This is a genomic window from Enterobacter sp. SM3 (genome assembly GCF_009811935.2).
In the GTDB taxonomy this organism is placed as follows: Bacteria; Pseudomonadota; Gammaproteobacteria; order Enterobacterales; family Enterobacteriaceae; genus Enterobacter; species Enterobacter asburiae_D.
On record NZ_CP099971.1, the window covers coordinates 312,470 to 328,781 of the forward strand.

Sequence of the window (16,312 nt, forward strand, 5' to 3'; positions counted from 1 at the left end):
GTTAACTCAAATTCTGGATCTGAGTTTAATCCGAAAAAGGCGATTAACCCGTTAATTGCTGCGGTTTATTTTAAGAAAATACGTAGTAGTTCATTAATATGCCTATATTATAACTTATTGAATTTTATCAATTATATATTTCTGCTATTTGTCTTTCATTTCCATTTTAACCATTAGTCCGAAAACCCTCTCCCTATTTCCCCTTACGGCAAACCCACGGCAGGAGTTGTGTATACTCGATTCCGCCTGAAATTCTTTTCGGGCAAATCTCCATTCATTCATTGAAGGGAAATTGTTATGAAGAAAGTACTGTATGGCATTTTTGCCATATCTGCGCTTGCGGCGACATCTGTTTATGCAGCTCCGGTTCAGGTCGGGGAAGCGGCAGGTTCGGCTGCGACGTCTGCGTCTGCGGGAAGTTCTACCGCAGCCAGCGCCAGCACCGTAAGTTCAGCCGTGGGTGTCGCGCTGGCGGCAACCGGTGGCGGTGATGGCTCCAATACCGGAACCACGACCACCACGACAACCAGCACCCAGTAATAGCGGGTGTTTTAATCATAACCACACTTCGGTGTGGTTATTTCGCCCCTTCGGAGAAGAGTCGTGAAGCGACCTGCAATCATTCTGATTTGCCTGCTGCTGCAGGCGTGCTCGGCCACCACTAAAGGGCTGGGAAACTCACTGTGGGAAAGCATGTTCGGCACACCGGGCGTACATCTGACCGATGACGAACTTCAAAACATGCCCTATGCCAGTCAGTACATGCAGCTTAACGATGGCCCGCAGCTGTTTGTGGTGCTCGCTTTCGATGAAAACGGGCAGCAGAAATGGGTGACGCAGGATCAGGCCACCATCGTGACGCAGCATGGCCGTATCGTGAAAACCCTGTTGGGCGGCGACAACCTGCTGGAAGTGAACAATATCGCTGCCGATCCGCTGCTCAAGCCGAACCAGATCGCCGACGGCGCAAGCTGGACGCGCACGATGGGCTGGACCGAACATAAGCAGGTGCGTTACGCCACGGCACGCTCGACCTTCCGCTGGGACGGCACGGATAGCGTGAAAGTCGGCAGCGACGAAACCCATGTTCGCGTGCTGGATGAAGAAGTCACCACCGACCAGGCCACCTGGCACAACCGCTTCTGGATCGACGAGGAAGGGCAGATCCGCCAGTCCCTGCAGTATCTCGGTGCCGGATTCTTCCCGGTGAAAACCACCCTGATCAAGGCGGCGAAATCATGAAAACGCTCATCCACGTTGCGCTTCTCGCCAGCCTTGCCGCGCCGCTGGCATGGTCTGCAGGGACGGTAAATGTCTACACGCCGGACAGTGAAAACCCCAACACCTTAACCCACGCCGAGCATCTGATTGATCTCGTCGGACAGCCAAGGCTCGCCAACAGCTGGTGGCCAGGGGCAGTAATCGCTGAACGGCAGAAGACCGCTGAAGCGGAACAACAGCACAAAGCGCTCCTTGCCAGGCTGACGGGGTTAGCGGAGCAGGAAGATGGCGACGACGCGGCGGCCATTAACAGTGTTCGCCAGCAGCTGCAGGCGCTGAAGGTGACGGGCCGTCAGAAAGTCAATCTTGATCCAGACGAAGTGCGCGTCACGGAAAAGGGCAACCCCACGCTTGAAGGGGAGTATACGCTCTGGCTGCCGGCGAAGCCGACGACGGTGACCGTGATGGGGCTTATCAGCAGCCCGGGTAAAAAGCCTTTTACGCCCGGTCGTGACGTGGCGAGCTACCTCGACGAGCAGAGCCTGCTGAGCGGTGCCGATAACAGCTACGCCTGGGTGGTTTACCCTGACGGACACACACAAAAAGCCCCCGTTGCTTACTGGAATAAACGGCATATCGAACCTATGCCGGGCAGCATCATTTTTGTCGGTTTTGCCGACCATTTCTGGACGAAGGCGTATGACGGGCTTAACGCCGATATCCTTCACTCCCTGATTCAGCGGATACCGGAATAATGAAAAAAACCTATCTCTACAGCATGCTGGCGCTCTGCGTGAGTGCCGCCTGCCATGCAGAAACGTATCCGGCACCCATTGGCCCGTCTCAGTCAGACTTCGGCGGCGTCGGTTTACTGCAAACGCCCACCGCGCGTATGGCGCGCGAAGGAGAAATTAGCCTTAACTACCGTGATAACGACCAGTATCGCTACTACTCGGCGTCGGTGCAGCTGTTCCCGTGGCTTGAAACCACGCTGCGCTATACCGACGTGCGTACGAAACAATACAGCAGCGTTGAGGCATTCTCCGGCGATCAGACCTACAAAGATAAAGCCTTCGACGTCAAGCTGCGCCTGTGGGAAGAGAGTTACTGGATGCCGCAGGTGTCCGTGGGTGCCAAAGATATCGGTGGTACCGGTCTGTTCGATGCGGAATACATCGTGGCCAGCAAAGCCTGGGGCCCGTTCGACTTCTCGCTCGGCCTGGGATGGGGCTATCTGGGCACCAGCGGTAACGTGAAAAACCCGTTCTGTTCCTACAGCGATAAATACTGCTACCGCGATAACAGCTACAAAAAAGCCGGTTCCATCAACGGTGACCAGATGTTCCACGGCCCCGCCTCGCTGTTTGGCGGGGTGGAGTATCAAACGCCCTGGCAGCCATTACGCCTGAAGCTGGAGTATGAAGGGAATGACTACTCGCAGGACTTCGCCGGGAAGATTGAGCAGAAGAGCAAGTTTAACGTCGGCGCCATTTATCGCGTCACCGACTGGGCCGACGTTAACCTCAGCTACGAGCGCGGCAATACGGTGATGTTTGGCTTCACGCTGCGCACCAACTTTAACGACATGCGGCCGCACTACAATGATAACGCGCGACCTGCATACCAGCCGGAGCCGCAGGATGCGATTCTGCAGCACTCCGTGGTGGCAAACCAGCTGACGCTGTTGAAATACAATGCCGGTCTGGCGGATCCAAAGATTCAGACCAAGGGCGATACGCTTTACGTCACCGGCGAGCAGGTGAAATACCGCGACTCGCGCGAAGGGATCGAACGTGCCAACCGGATCGTTATGAACGATCTGCCGGAGGGGATCCGCACGATCCGCGTGACGGAGAACCGTCTCAACCTGCCACAGGTCACAACCGAAACGGACGTTGCCAGCCTCAAGCGCCATCTGGAAGGCGAGCCGCTCGGGCATGAAACCGAGCTGGTACAAAAACGCATCGAGCCCGTGGTGCCAGACACCACCGAGCAGGGCTGGTATATCGATAAATCGCGCTTCGATTTCCATATCGATCCGGTGCTGAACCAGTCCGTCGGCGGGCCGGAAAACTTCTACATGTATCAGCTGGGCGTGATGGCAACGGCGGATCTGTGGCTCACCGACCACCTGCTGACCACCGGCAGCCTGTTCGGCAACATCGCCAACAACTATGACAAATTCAACTACACCAACCCGCCAAAAGACTCGACGCTGCCGCGCGTGCGTACCCGTGTGCGTGAATACGTGCAGAACGATGCCTACGTGAATAACCTGCAGGCCAACTACTTCCAGTACTTCGGCAACGGCTTCTACGGCCAGGTGTACGGCGGGTATCTGGAAACCATGTACGGCGGCGCGGGGGCGGAAGTGCTTTATCGTCCTGTCGACAGCAACTGGGCGTTCGGGGTTGATGCCAACTACGTCAAGCAGCGTGACTGGCGCAGCGCGCAGGACATGATGAAGTTCACCGACTACAGCGTCAAAACGGGCCATCTGACCGCCTACTGGACGCCGTCGTTCGCCCCTGACGTGCTGGTGAAAGCCAGCGTCGGCCAGTACCTGGCGGGCGATAAGGGCGGTACGCTGGATATTTCTAAACACTTCGACAGCGGCGTCGTGGTGGGCGGCTACGCCACCATCACCAACGTCTCGCCGGACGAATACGGGGAAGGGGACTTCACCAAAGGGGTCTACGTGTCAATTCCGCTGGATCTGTTCTCGTCAGGCCCAACCCGCAGCCGTGCGGCAGTGGGCTGGACGCCGCTGACGCGTGACGGGGGTCAGCAGCTTGGACGTAAGTTCCAGCTGTATGACATGACCAGTGATAAGAACGTTAACTTCCGCTGATGCCCCTCACCCTAACCCTCTCCCCAAAGGGGAGAGGGGATCGCTCGGCGCTGTCTTTTCCCCCTCGCCCCTTTGGGGAGAGGGCCGGGGTGAGGGGAATCCTCTCCGTTGCGCCAAACATAAACAAAAAATATAGATCCCCGTCACATTTTTGCGTTATACAGGAATCTCGCCCTGGAGAATGAGGTGCTGTATGACATCCCTGACTCGCCCGCGCGTTGAGTTTATCTCAACTATCCTCCAGACCGTGCTGAACCTCGGTCTGTTGAGCCTTGGCCTGATACTGGTCGTCTTTTTGGGTAAAGAGACGGTGCATCTGGCGGATGTGCTGTTCGCCCCTGAACAAACCAGCAAATATGCGCTGGTAGAAGGCCTGGTGGTCTACTTTCTCTACTTCGAATTTATCGCTCTGATTGTGAAGTACTTTCAGTCCGGCTTTCACTTCCCGCTGCGTTATTTTGTCTACATTGGGATCACCGCGATTGTGCGGCTGATCATCGTCGATCATAAATCTCCACTCGACGTGCTGATCTACTCGGCGGCGATCCTGCTGCTGGTGATCACCCTCTGGCTGTGCAACTCGAAGCGGCTGAAACGCGAATAAAAAAATGGCGGCCCGGAGGCCGCCTAACAACAGTCACAAGTTGGGTCAATACAATACGTCTAAAGTTGAGGGTTGCAGTGGCATAACAAAATGAAACTTAACCTTTCACACCGCCCGCCGTCAGGCCATTGACCAGCCAGCGCTGTGCCAGCAGGAACACCACGGTAATCGGGATGGCAGAGAGTACGGCCGCCGCGGCAAAGTCGCCCCACAGGTAGTTTTGCGGGTTGAGGTATTGCTGCATACCTACGGCCAGGGTGTAGCTGTTCACATCACGCAGTAACAGTGAGGCAACCGGTACTTCGGTGATCGCAGCGATAAACGACAGAATAAACACCACCGCCAGAATCGGCACCGACAGCGGCAGCAGCACCAGGCGGAACGCCTGCCACGGGGTTGCGCCATCCAGCGCGGCCGCTTCTTCCAGCGAGCCGTCGATGGTTTCGAAATAGCCTTTAATGGTCCATACATGCAGTGCGATACCGCCAAGATAGGCGAAGATCACGCCGCCGTGGGTGTTCAGACCGATAAAGGGTACGTACTGGCCCAGACGGTCAAACAAGGCATACAACGCCACCAGCGACAGCACGGCCGGGAACATCTGGAAAATCAGCATCCCTTTCAGGAGCGTCGCTTTGCCCGGGAAACGCATGCGGGCGAAGGCGTAGGCGCAGGTGGTGGAAAGCGCCACGATACCAATGGCGGTAATGCCTGCAATTTTCACCGAGTTCCACAGCCACAGCAGCACCGGGAACGGCGGCGGCGTGACGCGGCCATCCGCGTGTTCCACGCTGAAGCCCAGCGCGAGCTTCCAGTGCTCCCAGGAAATTTCGTCCGGGATCAGGCTTCCGGTGGCGAAGTTACCCGAACGCAGGGAGATGGCGATAACCATCAGCAGCGGGAACATGATCGCCGCGATGAAAATCAGCAGGCCTAAGTGCGTCGCCAGGAGGCGCAGTTTCTGAGATTTGGGTTGTACCATTGCCATGATCGATGCCCTCCTTAGTCAAATTTCATACGTGTGGCTTTCAGGTTCACAATCGCCAGGGCGCCTACCAGCAGGAAGATCAGGGTGGCAATCGCCGCCGCCAGACCGAAGTCCTGACCGCCGCCGCCCTCGAAGGCGATACGGTAGGTGTAGCTCACGAGCAGGTCGGTATAGCCTGCTGGCGTCGTGGTGCCAAGGCGGTCCGGGCCGCCGTTGGTCAACAGCTGAATCAGCACGAAGTTGTTAAAGTTAAAGGCGAAGCTGGCAATCATCAGCGGCGTCAGCGGCTTAATGAGCAGCGGCAGCGTAATCTTGAAGAAGTTCTGGAACGGGCCCGCGCCGTCCATCGCCGAGGCTTCGTACAGATCGTCCGGGATAGCCTTCAGCAGGCCCATGCACAGGATCATCATGTACGGATAACCGAGCCAGGTGTTCACGATGATAATCATCGAGCGGGCGGTGGTTGGATCGCTGAACCAGGCCGGTTTGATACCAAACAGGGCGCTCAGCATCATGTTGATTTCACCGAAGCTCTGGTTAAACAGCCCTTTGAAAATCAGAATCGAGATAAACGACGGTACGGCGTAAGGCAGAATCAACAGCACGCGGTAAATCGCTTTGCCTTTCAGAGATTCCCACTGCACAAGACAGGCCAGCACCATGCCCACGGCCACGGTCAGGATCACCGTCAGCACCGAGAAGACCACCGTCCAGACGAAGATGGCGAAGAACGGTTTCTGAATGCCTTCGTCGGTAAACACGCGGGTAAAGTTGTCCCAGCCGATGGTGACGGTATAGCCCGGGCTGAGCTTGTCATCACCCCATTTGCCGTCGGCAGTAATGGACTGATAGAAACCAATGTCGTTATTCGGACGATATTTTACGCCGCTCTGGTTGTTGGTCAGCGTGCCGTCGTCCGCCAGGGTATACAGCGGCTGCGTGCCGGAGAACTGGCGCAGCGAGCTCATGGTCACTTTGCTTTCGTCTGGCAGCACGGCGGTGAGCTGGGTCAGCGCCTGACGGTTTTGCGTAATCACGCGCAGATTGGCACGTTCACCTTCCGGCAGGGCCGCAGCCTCTTTTAAGGCCAGCTTTTGCTCGCCGCCAAATTTGAACGCGTCGGAGAGATAGTTTTTGCCGCTCTCTCCGTCAGTGAGTGCTAACTTCCACTCGTCACCCTCAGGATACAGGCCGAAGTTGAAGGTTTTACCCGCCTGATAAGAGCGGTCCAGAAGCACCTGCGTTGCGCGTTCCTGTGCGAGCTGGTTGGTGCTGCTGTAGTTGGTGAACGCGATGGCGATGGTACAAATTAGCGGGAACAGGACAAACAGCCCCATCCCGGCCACGCCAGGGTAGACATAGCGCCAGGCGTAGGCTTTACGATTAGCGAAAATATACAGGCCAGCAGAGCTTAAAATCAGCGTCATGATGGCAAACAGATATTCCCCTTGTACGTACATTAAAACAACAAGGTAACCCACCAGCAGGCACAGCAGACCTATCACTGACCACTTCAGCGCGTCGCTTTGCCACCAGCGTTTCTTTTTAATGACATCCATGGGGTTCTTCCTCTACAACGGTGGAAACTTATCGTCAGGTGGCGCTGCTACCTGACCTACGGATCGTGCCGTAGTCGTAGGGCGGGTAAGCGCACGCGCCACCCGCCGTTTTTCAGACTTATTTAGTAATACGACCCTGAGCATCCTTCAGCGCGGCATCGACAGTCTGACGACCGCTTGCAGCGTTGATGACCGCGGTACGCGTGGCGTACCAGAACGCGGCCATCTGTGGGATGTTCGGCATGATTTCGCCTTTCTGGGCGTTATCCATGGTGGCGGCGATACGTGGGTCCTTCGCCAGCTGATCCTGGAAGGATTTCAGCGCAACGGCACCCAGCGGTTTGTCCTTGTTCACTTCATCCAGACCCTGATCGGTCAGCAGGTAGTTTTCCAGGAACTCTTTCGCCAGCTCTTTGTTCGGGCTGGCGGCGTTGATGCCCGCGCTCAGCACGCCAACGAACGGTTTAGACGGCTTGCCTTTGAAGGTTGGCAGCAGGGTCACGCCGTAGTTGATTTTGCTCTTGTCGATGTTGGTCCAGGCCCACGGACCGTTGATGGTCATCGCGGTTTCGCCTTTATTGAACGCCGCTTCCGCGATGGAGTAGTCGGTATCCGCGTTCATGTGTTTGTTCTTGATCAGATCCACGAGGAAAGTCAGACCCGCTTTCGCACCCGCGTTGTCCACGCCCACGTCTTTCACGTCATATTTGCCGTTTTCAAACTTGAACGCGTAACCGCCGTCGGCAGCAATCAGTGGCCAGGTGAAGTACGGCTCTTGCAGGTTGAACATCAGGGCGGATTTACCTTTCGCCTTCAGCTCTTTATCCAGTTTCGGGATCTCTTCCCAGGTTTTCGGTGGGTTTGGTACCAGGTCTTTATTGTAAATCAGAGACAGGGCTTCAACCGCGATAGGGTAAGCGATGAGCTTGCCGTTATAGCGAACGGCGTCCCAGGTGAACGGGAACAGTTTGTCCTGGAAGGCTTTATCTGGGGTCACTTCAGCCAGCAGGCCAGACTGCGCGTAACCCCCGAAACGGTCATGCGCCCAGAAGATGATGTCCGGGCCGTCGCCAGTTGCTGCAACCTGCGGGAATTTCTCTTCCAGCTTGTCCGGGTGTTCTACGGTAACTTTGATACCGGTGTCTTTCTCGAATTTTTTGCCCACTTCGGCCAGGCCGTTATAGCCCTTGTCGCCGTTAATCCAGATAACCAGTTTGCCTTCTTCAATTTTGGCGAGCGCCGGTGCGGAAATCATCATTGCTGCGAGGGCGGACAATGCGAAAACGCGTGCGCCAGTCTTGATATTCATAGCTGCCATCCTTTTTGGTGATGTCTCGTGGTATGACTTCAGTGGTTCAACGTGTCTCAGTCTCCTTATTTGACATCCTCTTTCCATCCTCCCAACCCCTACGCCCCACCCCCCGTTTGTGTGATCTCCGTTGCATAAATTTAAGTTATGAGTGCTGGCGCACATAAAACCCCACCGAATTTTGCAGGCGGCTTCACGAATTTTGCCTTAGCCCTCCCACAGCGGTCGCAGAGCCTGCTCTCTCATCCTCCCGCCTCCTCCCCCATAAAAAAGGCGGGGGGTGGAGGATTCGGGAAAGTAATGGATACCCCATAGTGAACTTATCTTGAATGTTTCTGTCGGTGACAGGTTGTAACGAAGGGAGAAGGGCATGGCGAGCGTACAGCTGCGTAATGTAACGAAAGCCTGGGGTGACGTTGTGGTGTCAAAAGACATCAATCTGGACATCAACGAAGGCGAATTCGTGGTGTTTGTTGGCCCATCAGGCTGTGGTAAATCTACTCTGCTGCGTATGATTGCCGGTCTTGAAACCATCACCAGCGGCGACCTGCTGATTGGTGATACCCGAATGAACGACATCCCGCCTGCCGAACGTGGCGTAGGCATGGTGTTCCAGTCTTATGCACTCTATCCCCACCTTTCCGTTGCCGAAAACATGTCCTTCGGCCTGAAGCTGGCCGGCGCGAAGAAAGAGGTCATTAACCAGCGCGTGACGCAGGTGGCGGAAGTGTTACAGCTGGCGCACCTGCTGGAGCGTAAACCAAAAGCGCTTTCCGGTGGTCAGCGTCAGCGTGTGGCGATTGGCCGTACGCTGGTGGCTGAACCGCGCGTGTTCCTGCTTGATGAACCTCTCTCTAACCTGGATGCCGCCCTGCGCGTCCAGATGCGTATTGAAATCTCCCGTCTGCACAAGCGTCTTGGCCGCACGATGATTTACGTCACCCACGATCAGGTGGAAGCGATGACCCTCGCCGACAAAATCGTGGTGCTGGATGCTGGCCGCGTGGCGCAGGTAGGCAAACCGCTGGAGCTCTATCACTACCCGGCAGACCGCTTTGTTGCGGGCTTTATTGGCTCGCCAAAGATGAACTTCCTGCCCGTCAAAGTGACCGCGACAGCCATTGAACAGGTACAGGTGGAGCTGCCAAACCGCCAGCAGGTCTGGCTGCCGGTCGACAGCGCCAACGTACAGGTCGGGGCAAACATGTCCCTGGGTATTCGTCCTGAACATTTACTCCCGAGCCACATCGCTGATGTGACCCTGGAAGGTGACGTTCAGGTCGTCGAACAGCTTGGTCACGAAACACAGATTCATATCCAGATCCCCGCCATCCGTCAGAACCTGGTCTACCGCCAGAATGACGTGGTGTTGGTAGAAGAGGGTGCCACATTCGCTATCGGCTTGCCGCCAGAGCGTTGCCATCTATTCCGTGAGGATGGCACTGCATGTCGTCGGTTGCACAAAGAGCCAGGCGTTTAAGCAATCCCAAAAGAAGACACGAAACCGACAGGTGAAGTGTTCAAAGAAAAGCAATGATCTCAGGAGATAGAATGATGATTACTCTGCGCAAACTTCCTCTGGCAGTTGCCGTCGCAGCGGGCGTAATGTCTGCTCAGGCACTGGCCGTGGATTTCCATGGTTATGCTCGTTCCGGTATCGGCTGGACGGGTAGTGGCGGCGAACAACAGTGCTTCCAGGCAACTGGTGCTCAAAGTAAATACCGTCTCGGTAACGAATGTGAAACCTATGCGGAATTGAAACTGGGCCAGGAAGTGTGGAAAGAAGGTGACAAGAGCTTCTACTTCGACACCAACGTAGCGTACTCCGTGGCGCAGCAGAACGACTGGGAAGCCACTGACCCAGCGTTCCGTGAAGCTAACGTGCAGGGTAAAAACCTGATTGAATGGCTGCCTGGTTCCACCATCTGGGCCGGTAAGCGCTTCTATCAGCGTCATGACGTCCACATGATCGACTTCTACTACTGGGATATTTCAGGTCCTGGTGCGGGTCTGGAAAACATCGACGTCGGTTTCGGTAAGCTTTCTCTGGCTGCGACCCGTTCTTCTGAAGCCGGCGGTTCTTCTTCCTTCGCCAGCAACAGCGTTTATGACTACACCACCCGCACGGCGAACGATGTCTTTGACGTGCGTTTAGCCCAGATGCAAATTAACCCGGGCGGTACCCTGGAGCTGGGGGCTGATTACGGCCGTGCAAACCCACGTGATGATTATCACCTGATCGACGGCGCATCTAAAGATGGCTGGATGTTCACTGCTGAACACACGCAGAGCATGCTGAAAGGCTACAACAAATTCGTTCTGCAATATGCAACTGATTCTATGACCTCTCAGGGTAAAGGTCTGTCGCAAGGTTCGAACATTGGCACCACTGACGATATCAACTACGGCATCAACAACAATGGTCACCTGTGGCGCGTACTTGACCACGGTGCTATCTCCCTGGGCGATAGCTGGGACCTGATGTACGTCGGTATGTACCAGGATATCAACTGGGATAACAACAACGGTACGAAATGGTGGACCGTCGGCGTGCGTCCTATGTACAAATGGACGCCTATCATGAGCACTCTGCTTGAAGTGGGCTACGACAACGTCAAATCTCAGGAAACTGGCGAAACCAACAACCAGTATAAAATCACCCTTGCACAACAGTGGCAGGCTGGCGACAGCATCTGGTCACGTCCGGCAATCCGCGTATTTGCAACCTATGCGAAGTGGGATGAGAAATGGGGTTATGCGCCTTCAGGTAAAAACTCCGTTGCGGGTTATACCCCAGGCATGGCCTATAGCGATACCACTGCGAAAAGCTTCAGCCGCGGCGACAACGACGAGTGGTCCTTCGGCGCCCAGATGGAAATCTGGTGGTAATACCGTCTTAACCTGACGTAATGACCAAACTGAGGGGCGCAAGCCCCTCAATCCTTGGGACGGCGCGCTATTGCCTGGCTACCGCTGACCTGTGCATTTTGAGGTGATAACAATGAAAATGAACAAAACTCTCCTTGCCCTTTGTTTATCCGCAGGGCTGCTGGCAAGTGCGCCTGCTGTAACGCTTGCTAACGTCAATTTCGTTCCGCAAAACACAACATCCGCGCCGGCTATTCCGGCAGCGGCACTGCAACAGCTTGTCTGGACGCCTGTCGATCAGTCTAAAACCCAGACCACCCAGCTCTCAACGGCAGGTCAGTCACTTAATGTTCCAGGTATTACCGGCCCGGTCGCTGCGTATAGCGTACCCGCCAATATCGGAGAGCTGGCCATTACCCTGACCAGTGAAGTCAACAAGCAGACAAGCGTATTTTCGCCTAATGTGCTGATTCTCGATCAGAACATGACGCCATCTGCCTTTTTCCCAAGCGAATACTTTACGTATCAGGAACCCGGAGTGATGAGCGCCGATCGTCTGGAAGGCGTCATGCGCCTGACGCCAGCGCTGGGTCAGCAAAAACTCTACGTTCTGGTCTTTACTACTGAGCAAGATCTCCAGAAGACCACCACGTTGCTCGATCCGGCTAAAGCCTACGCAAAAGGTACCGGCAACGCGATTCCTGATATTCCAGACCCGATTGCTCGTCACGTCACCGATGGAACGTTAAAGCTGAAGGTGAAAACGAACAGCGGTTCCAGCGTACTGGTCGGCCCGCTGTTTGGTTCCTCCGGTAACGGCCCTGTTACGGTGGGGAATACGGCTTCCCCGGCTTATTCCGCGCCAGCTGCCACGGCAGCCGCACCGGTGGCGACCGCAGCGCCTGCCCCGTCGAAGAAAGCTGAGCCGGTACTGAACGACACCGAAGAGTACTTCAACAACGCCATTAAGCAGGCGGTGAAGCGCGGCGATGTCGATAAAGCGCTGAAACTGCTTGATGAAGCCGAACGTTTAGGTTCAACCACTGCCCGTTCCACCTTTATCAGCAGTGTAAAAGGCAAGGGGTAACCGTTTCCCCACAGTGCTGATTTGTTAGTAGTTTAGTGCGCCTGAGTGGGCGCACTTTTTTTCGTATCCGCCTGGCTGTTGCGCCCATGTTGCGATCGTGATCGTTAAATAACGTTTGGCCCCCCTCAATCCGTGTTTCTGCGATACAATGCCATTACGTTATGTATCGGAGAGTCTGGCATGTCACACCCTGCGCTAACGCAACTGCGTGCGCTGCGCTATTTCGACCAAATACCTGCGCTTGATCCGCAGCAGCTTGACTGGCTGTTGCTGGAAGATTCCATGACGAAACGTTTTGAGCAACAGGGTAAAACGGTCACGGTGACCCTGATTCAGGAAGGGTTTGTCTCTGGCGATGAGATCGCCAGCGAGCTGCCGCTGCTGCCGCAGGAGCCACGTTACTGGCTGCGCGAAATTTTACTCTGTGCTGACGGTGAGCCATGGCTTGCCGGACGGACGGTGGTGCCCGAGTCCACCCTTTCCGGGCCAGAGCTGGCGCTGCAGCGTCTGGGGAAAACGCCGCTGGGGCGTTACCTTTTCACCTCGTCTGAGCTTACCCGAGATTTTATTGAGATTGGTCGTGATGCCGAACTCTGGGGGCGTCGTTCCCGCCTTCGCCTGAGCGGTAAGCCGTTAATTCTGACGGAGCTTTTTTTACCGGCATCACCGTTGTACTAAGAGGAAGAAAAAATGGAGTGGAGCCTGACGCAGAATAAGCTGTTGGCGTATCACCGCTTAATGCGTACCGATAAACCGATTGGCGCGTTACTGCTATTGTGGCCGACCCTGTGGGCGCTGTGGCTCGCCACGCCGGGCGTGCCGCCGCTGTGGATCCTGGGCGTATTCGTTGCCGGCGTCTGGCTGATGCGCGCGGCGGGCTGCGTGGTGAATGACTATGCCGATCGTAAATTCGACGGCCATGTTAAGCGTACTGCCGGTCGTCCGTTACCCAGCGGACAGGTCACCGGGAAAGAAGCCCGCGTGCTGTTCATTGTTCTGGTGCTGCTCTCTTTCCTGCTGGTGTTAACCCTCAACACCATGACCATCCTGCTTTCCGTTGCGGCGCTGGCCCTGGCCTGGGTGTATCCGTTTATGAAGCGCTATACCCACCTGCCTCAGGTGGTGCTGGGCGCGGCGTTTGGCTGGTCGATTCCGATGGCGTTTGCGGCGGTTAGTGAGTCCTTACCGCTTAGCTGCTGGCTGATGTTCCTGGCGAACATTCTCTGGGCGGTGGCGTATGACACGCAATACGCGATGGTAGACCGCGACGATGACCTGAAAATTGGCATCAAATCAACCGCCATCCTCTTTGGTCGTCAGGACAAGCTGATTATCGGTATCCTGCAGGTCGCGGTACTGGCGCTGATGGTCGCGATCGGTCGCCTGAACGGGCTGAACTGGGAGTTTTACTGGTCCGTGCTGGTGGCGGGGCTGCTGTTTGCGTACCAGCAAAAGCTGATTGCGAAGCGTGAGCGCGACGCCTGCTTTAAAGCGTTTATGAACAACAACTACGTCGGTCTGGTGCTGTTTTTAGGCCTGGCGATGAGCTATTTCTCCTGAAAAATAGCCCGGTGGCGCTGACGCTTACCGGGCCTACGTGTCGTGCCGAATTGTAGGCCGGGTAAGGCGTAGCCGCCACCCGGCGTTTTTACCGGCGACGCAGCAGCCGAAGCGCGTTCGCCGTCACCAGCACCGTTGCCCCTGTATCCGCCAGCACCGCCAGCCACAATCCGGTCATGCCGAGCAGGGTCGTCACCAGGAAAATCCCTTTCAGCCCGAGCGCGATACCGATGTTTTGACGGATATTGGCCCGCGTCGCCCGCGCCAGGCTAATCATCTGCGCCAGCCCGGTCAGGCGATTGTGCGTCAATGCCGCGTCGGCCGTTTCCAGCGCCACGTCGGTGCCGCTGCCCATCGCAATACCAATGGTGGACGCTTTCATCGCCGGGGCATCGTTAATCCCGTCACCGACCATCGCCAGCGGCGCGTGAGCGTTCAGCTCCGTTACCGCGCTGACCTTATCCGCAGGTAATAGTCCAGCTTTAAACTCCAGCCCCAGCTCACCCGCAATCGCTGCCGCCGCGCGAGGGTTATCACCGGTGAGAATAACGCCCTGCACGCCCAGCTTGTGCAGCGCCGCCACGGCTTCTTTGGCGTCATCGCGCAGGGTATCGCGCAGCGCCAGCATCCCTTTCGCGACGCCGTCCTGCATAACGGTCACGACGGTTTGTCCGGTCTGTTCTAACGCCTCAACCTCTGGATTAGAAGACTTGCCCGCCGCGACAATCAGCACCTTTTTACCCTCAACGATGGCCTCAATCCCTGACCCGACAAGCGCCCGCTGGGCGATTGCCGGAGGGATGTTCAGCCCGCGCGACTGTGCTTCTCGCACAATCGCCTGCGCCAGCGGGTGGGTGGACCCCTGTTCAACGGCGGCGGCCAATGTAAGCAGCTCATCTTCACTGATTTCCTGCGGATAAACGCCGGTCACCTGCGGCTTGCCCACGGTCAGCGTACCGGTTTTATCGAAGGCGATATGCTGGACCTGGCTCAGTTGTTCCAGCGCCGCGCCGCCCTTAATCAGCGCCCCGCGACGTGCCGCAGCCGCCAGCCCGGAGGTAATCGCCGCCGGGGTGGAGATCACCAGCGCGCACGGGCAGCCAATCAGCAGCAGCGTCAGCCCTTTATAAATCCATCCCTCCCACGGCGCGCCAAAGAACAGCGGCGGGACGACGGTGACCAGCAGGGCAACCAGCATGATGGCAGGGGTATAAATCCGGCTGAAGCGATCGATAAAGCGTTCGACCGGCGCGCGGCGCTCCTCTGCCTCTTCAATCAGCTTCAGGATGCGGTCGATGGCGCTGTCGCCCGGCTCGGAAAGCACGGTGAACTGCACCAGACGGTCGACGCTGGTGGCACCAGCAGGCACTTTTTCACCCGCGGCACGCTCTACCGGAATGGATTCCCCGGTCAGAGCGCTTTCATCAAAGTTCGCGGTGGCGGTAAGCAGCGCGCCGTCGGCAGGCAGACGCCCCCCTGCGGCCACTTCAATCACGTCGCCCGGGCGCAGCGTAGTGATGGCGACCGTTTCACGCGTGCCGTTTATCACGCGAGTGGCTGTTTCCGGCTTCAGCGCCATCAGCGCGCTGACCCCTTTACGCGCCCGGCTCGCCGCCCAGCCCTCAAGACGTTCGCCGATTAAGAACAGCAGCAGCACCATCGCCGCTTCCGCCGTCGCGCCAATGAACAGCGCGCCGATTGCCGCCACGCTCATCAGCGTTTCGATGGCAAACCAGCTGCCGCTTTTCATCAGGCGCAGCGCCTGACGGGCAATCGGGAACAGCCCGACCAGCGTGGTGGCGATAAACGCCAGATTGCCGAACGGATGGTTAATCTGTTCCAGCCCCCAGCTCAGGGCCATCATGATGATGAGGGTAATGAGCGGCAGGTTTTCTTTCAGGGAGGAGGCTTTTTCAACGGGCGCCGTTTCGCTACGCAGGGTATAACCCGCCTTGCTGACGGCGGCTTCAACCTGCTTGCTGACGTCGTTATCGGCGCTAACCAGCAGCTTTTCGGTGGCGAACAGCACCTGAACGTGACTCACGCCCGGTACCTGCATCACCGCGTTTTCCACTTTGCGCGCGCAGGCCGCGCAGTCCATGCCGTTGACGACCCAGCTGAAGCGGTTACCGCTTTCAGGAAGGGGTTGAGTTGGCGTTTCGCACGCGCCTTCGCAGCAGCAGTCGTCTTTCGACGGAGCCGGGCTGAGCTTAAGTGCCGAGAATTGAGGTACTTTTTTGGGTATTTCTGGAGTCGACATGGCAG

At 56.6% G+C, this 16,312-nt stretch carries 14 protein-coding genes; 10 read left to right on the forward strand and 4 right to left on the reverse strand.

What is annotated here, in order from left to right:
- The first annotated feature begins 297 nt into the window (after positions 1-297).
- From yjbE to psiE, 5 genes are all read left to right on the forward strand, one after another.
- Positions 298-540, forward strand: coding sequence for an exopolysaccharide production protein YjbE (gene yjbE / locus GVO84_RS01335; RefSeq protein WP_008503423.1), 243 nt, complete (start codon positions 298-300; stop codon positions 538-540).
- Between the two features lie 63 nt (positions 541-603).
- Positions 604-1,242 (forward strand): YjbF family lipoprotein, encoded by a 639-nt coding sequence (locus GVO84_RS01340; RefSeq protein ID WP_126797440.1) that lies wholly within the window; start codon positions 604-606, stop codon positions 1,240-1,242.
- A complete protein-coding gene (locus GVO84_RS01345) occupies positions 1,239-1,976 on the forward strand; it encodes a capsule biosynthesis GfcC D2 domain-containing protein (RefSeq protein ID WP_159515311.1) in 738 nt (245 codons plus the stop codon). Before GVO84_RS01340 ends, GVO84_RS01345 begins: the two co-directional genes overlap by 4 nt.
- The gene (locus GVO84_RS01350; protein ID WP_159515312.1) at positions 1,976-4,072 is read left to right on the forward strand and encodes a YjbH domain-containing protein; all 2,097 of its coding nucleotides are present in this window, start codon (positions 1,976-1,978) and stop codon (positions 4,070-4,072) included. Before GVO84_RS01345 ends, GVO84_RS01350 begins: the two co-directional genes overlap by 1 nt.
- A 193-nt stretch (positions 4,073-4,265) precedes the next feature.
- Complete coding sequence (gene psiE / locus GVO84_RS01355) at positions 4,266-4,676, forward strand: phosphate-starvation-inducible protein PsiE (protein WP_000202963.1); 411 nt, start codon at positions 4,266-4,268, stop codon at positions 4,674-4,676.
- Between the two features lie 97 nt (positions 4,677-4,773).
- On the opposite strand, the gene malG is transcribed toward psiE, so the two are convergent.
- The 3 genes from malG to malE form a co-directional block, all read right to left on the reverse strand.
- A complete protein-coding gene (gene malG / locus GVO84_RS01360; protein WP_023310002.1) occupies positions 4,774-5,664 on the reverse strand; it encodes a maltose ABC transporter permease MalG in 891 nt (296 codons plus the stop codon).
- A gap of 14 nt (positions 5,665-5,678) precedes the next feature.
- A complete protein-coding gene (gene malF, locus GVO84_RS01365) occupies positions 5,679-7,223 on the reverse strand; it encodes a maltose ABC transporter permease MalF (RefSeq protein WP_159515313.1) in 1,545 nt (514 codons plus the stop codon).
- Between the two features lie 118 nt (positions 7,224-7,341).
- Positions 7,342-8,532, reverse strand: coding sequence for a maltose/maltodextrin ABC transporter substrate-binding protein MalE (gene malE / locus GVO84_RS01370; protein WP_048990584.1), 1,191 nt, complete (start codon positions 8,530-8,532; stop codon positions 7,342-7,344).
- 370 nt (positions 8,533-8,902) lie between these two features.
- Here malE and malK point away from each other — a divergent pair, with 370 nt between their 5' ends.
- The 5 genes from malK to ubiA all read left to right on the forward strand — a co-directional run bounded on the left by malK (position 8,903) and on the right by ubiA (position 14,047).
- Entirely contained in the window at positions 8,903-10,012 is a 1,110-nt protein-coding gene (gene malK / locus GVO84_RS01375) for a maltose/maltodextrin ABC transporter ATP-binding protein MalK (protein ID WP_023310005.1), read from the forward strand.
- A 71-nt stretch (positions 10,013-10,083) separates the two neighbouring features.
- Entirely contained in the window at positions 10,084-11,421 is a 1,338-nt protein-coding gene (locus GVO84_RS01380; RefSeq protein ID WP_159515314.1) for a maltoporin, read from the forward strand.
- A gap of 112 nt (positions 11,422-11,533) precedes the next feature.
- The gene (malM, locus tag GVO84_RS01385; RefSeq protein ID WP_159515315.1) at positions 11,534-12,487 is read left to right on the forward strand and encodes a maltose operon protein MalM; all 954 of its coding nucleotides are present in this window, start codon (positions 11,534-11,536) and stop codon (positions 12,485-12,487) included.
- 180 nt (positions 12,488-12,667) lie between these two features.
- Positions 12,668-13,165, forward strand: a complete 498-nt coding sequence (ubiC, locus tag GVO84_RS01390) for a chorismate lyase (protein WP_023334136.1) — start codon at positions 12,668-12,670, stop codon at positions 13,163-13,165.
- A gap of 12 nt (positions 13,166-13,177) precedes the next feature.
- On the forward strand, positions 13,178-14,047 hold the full coding sequence (gene ubiA / locus GVO84_RS01395) for a 4-hydroxybenzoate octaprenyltransferase (RefSeq protein ID WP_063145314.1): 870 nt from the start codon (positions 13,178-13,180) through the stop codon (positions 14,045-14,047).
- A gap of 88 nt (positions 14,048-14,135) precedes the next feature.
- On the opposite strand, the gene zntA is transcribed toward ubiA, so the two are convergent.
- Entirely contained in the window at positions 14,136-16,307 is a 2,172-nt protein-coding gene (gene zntA, locus GVO84_RS01400; RefSeq protein ID WP_159515316.1) for a Zn(II)/Cd(II)/Pb(II) translocating P-type ATPase ZntA, read from the reverse strand.
- Between the last annotated feature and the right edge of the window lie 5 nt (positions 16,308-16,312).

Bases quoted from the DNA above. Each gene is read 5' to 3' on its own strand.
- malF (WP_159515313.1), bottom strand. From the start codon at position 7,223: ATGGATGTCATTAAAAAGAAACGCTGGTGGCAAAGCGACGCGCTGAAG.
- ubiC (WP_023334136.1), top strand. From the start codon at position 12,668: ATGTCACACCCTGCGCTAACGCAACTGCGTGCGCTGCGCTATTTCGAC.
- GVO84_RS01350 (WP_159515312.1), top strand. From the start codon at position 1,976: ATGAAAAAAACCTATCTCTACAGCATGCTGGCGCTCTGCGTGAGTGCC.
- GVO84_RS01380 (WP_159515314.1), top strand. From the start codon at position 10,084: ATGATGATTACTCTGCGCAAACTTCCTCTGGCAGTTGCCGTCGCAGCG.
- malK (WP_023310005.1), top strand. From the start codon at position 8,903: ATGGCGAGCGTACAGCTGCGTAATGTAACGAAAGCCTGGGGTGACGTT.
- ubiA (WP_063145314.1), top strand. From the start codon at position 13,178: ATGGAGTGGAGCCTGACGCAGAATAAGCTGTTGGCGTATCACCGCTTA.
- psiE (WP_000202963.1), top strand. From the start codon at position 4,266: ATGACATCCCTGACTCGCCCGCGCGTTGAGTTTATCTCAACTATCCTC.
- zntA (WP_159515316.1), bottom strand. From the start codon at position 16,307: ATGTCGACTCCAGAAATACCCAAAAAAGTACCTCAATTCTCGGCACTT.
- malG (WP_023310002.1), bottom strand. From the start codon at position 5,664: ATGGCAATGGTACAACCCAAATCTCAGAAACTGCGCCTCCTGGCGACG.
- malM (WP_159515315.1), top strand. From the start codon at position 11,534: ATGAAAATGAACAAAACTCTCCTTGCCCTTTGTTTATCCGCAGGGCTG.
- GVO84_RS01345 (WP_159515311.1), top strand. From the start codon at position 1,239: ATGAAAACGCTCATCCACGTTGCGCTTCTCGCCAGCCTTGCCGCGCCG.
- malE (WP_048990584.1), bottom strand. From the start codon at position 8,532: ATGAATATCAAGACTGGCGCACGCGTTTTCGCATTGTCCGCCCTCGCA.
- yjbE (WP_008503423.1), top strand. From the start codon at position 298: ATGAAGAAAGTACTGTATGGCATTTTTGCCATATCTGCGCTTGCGGCG.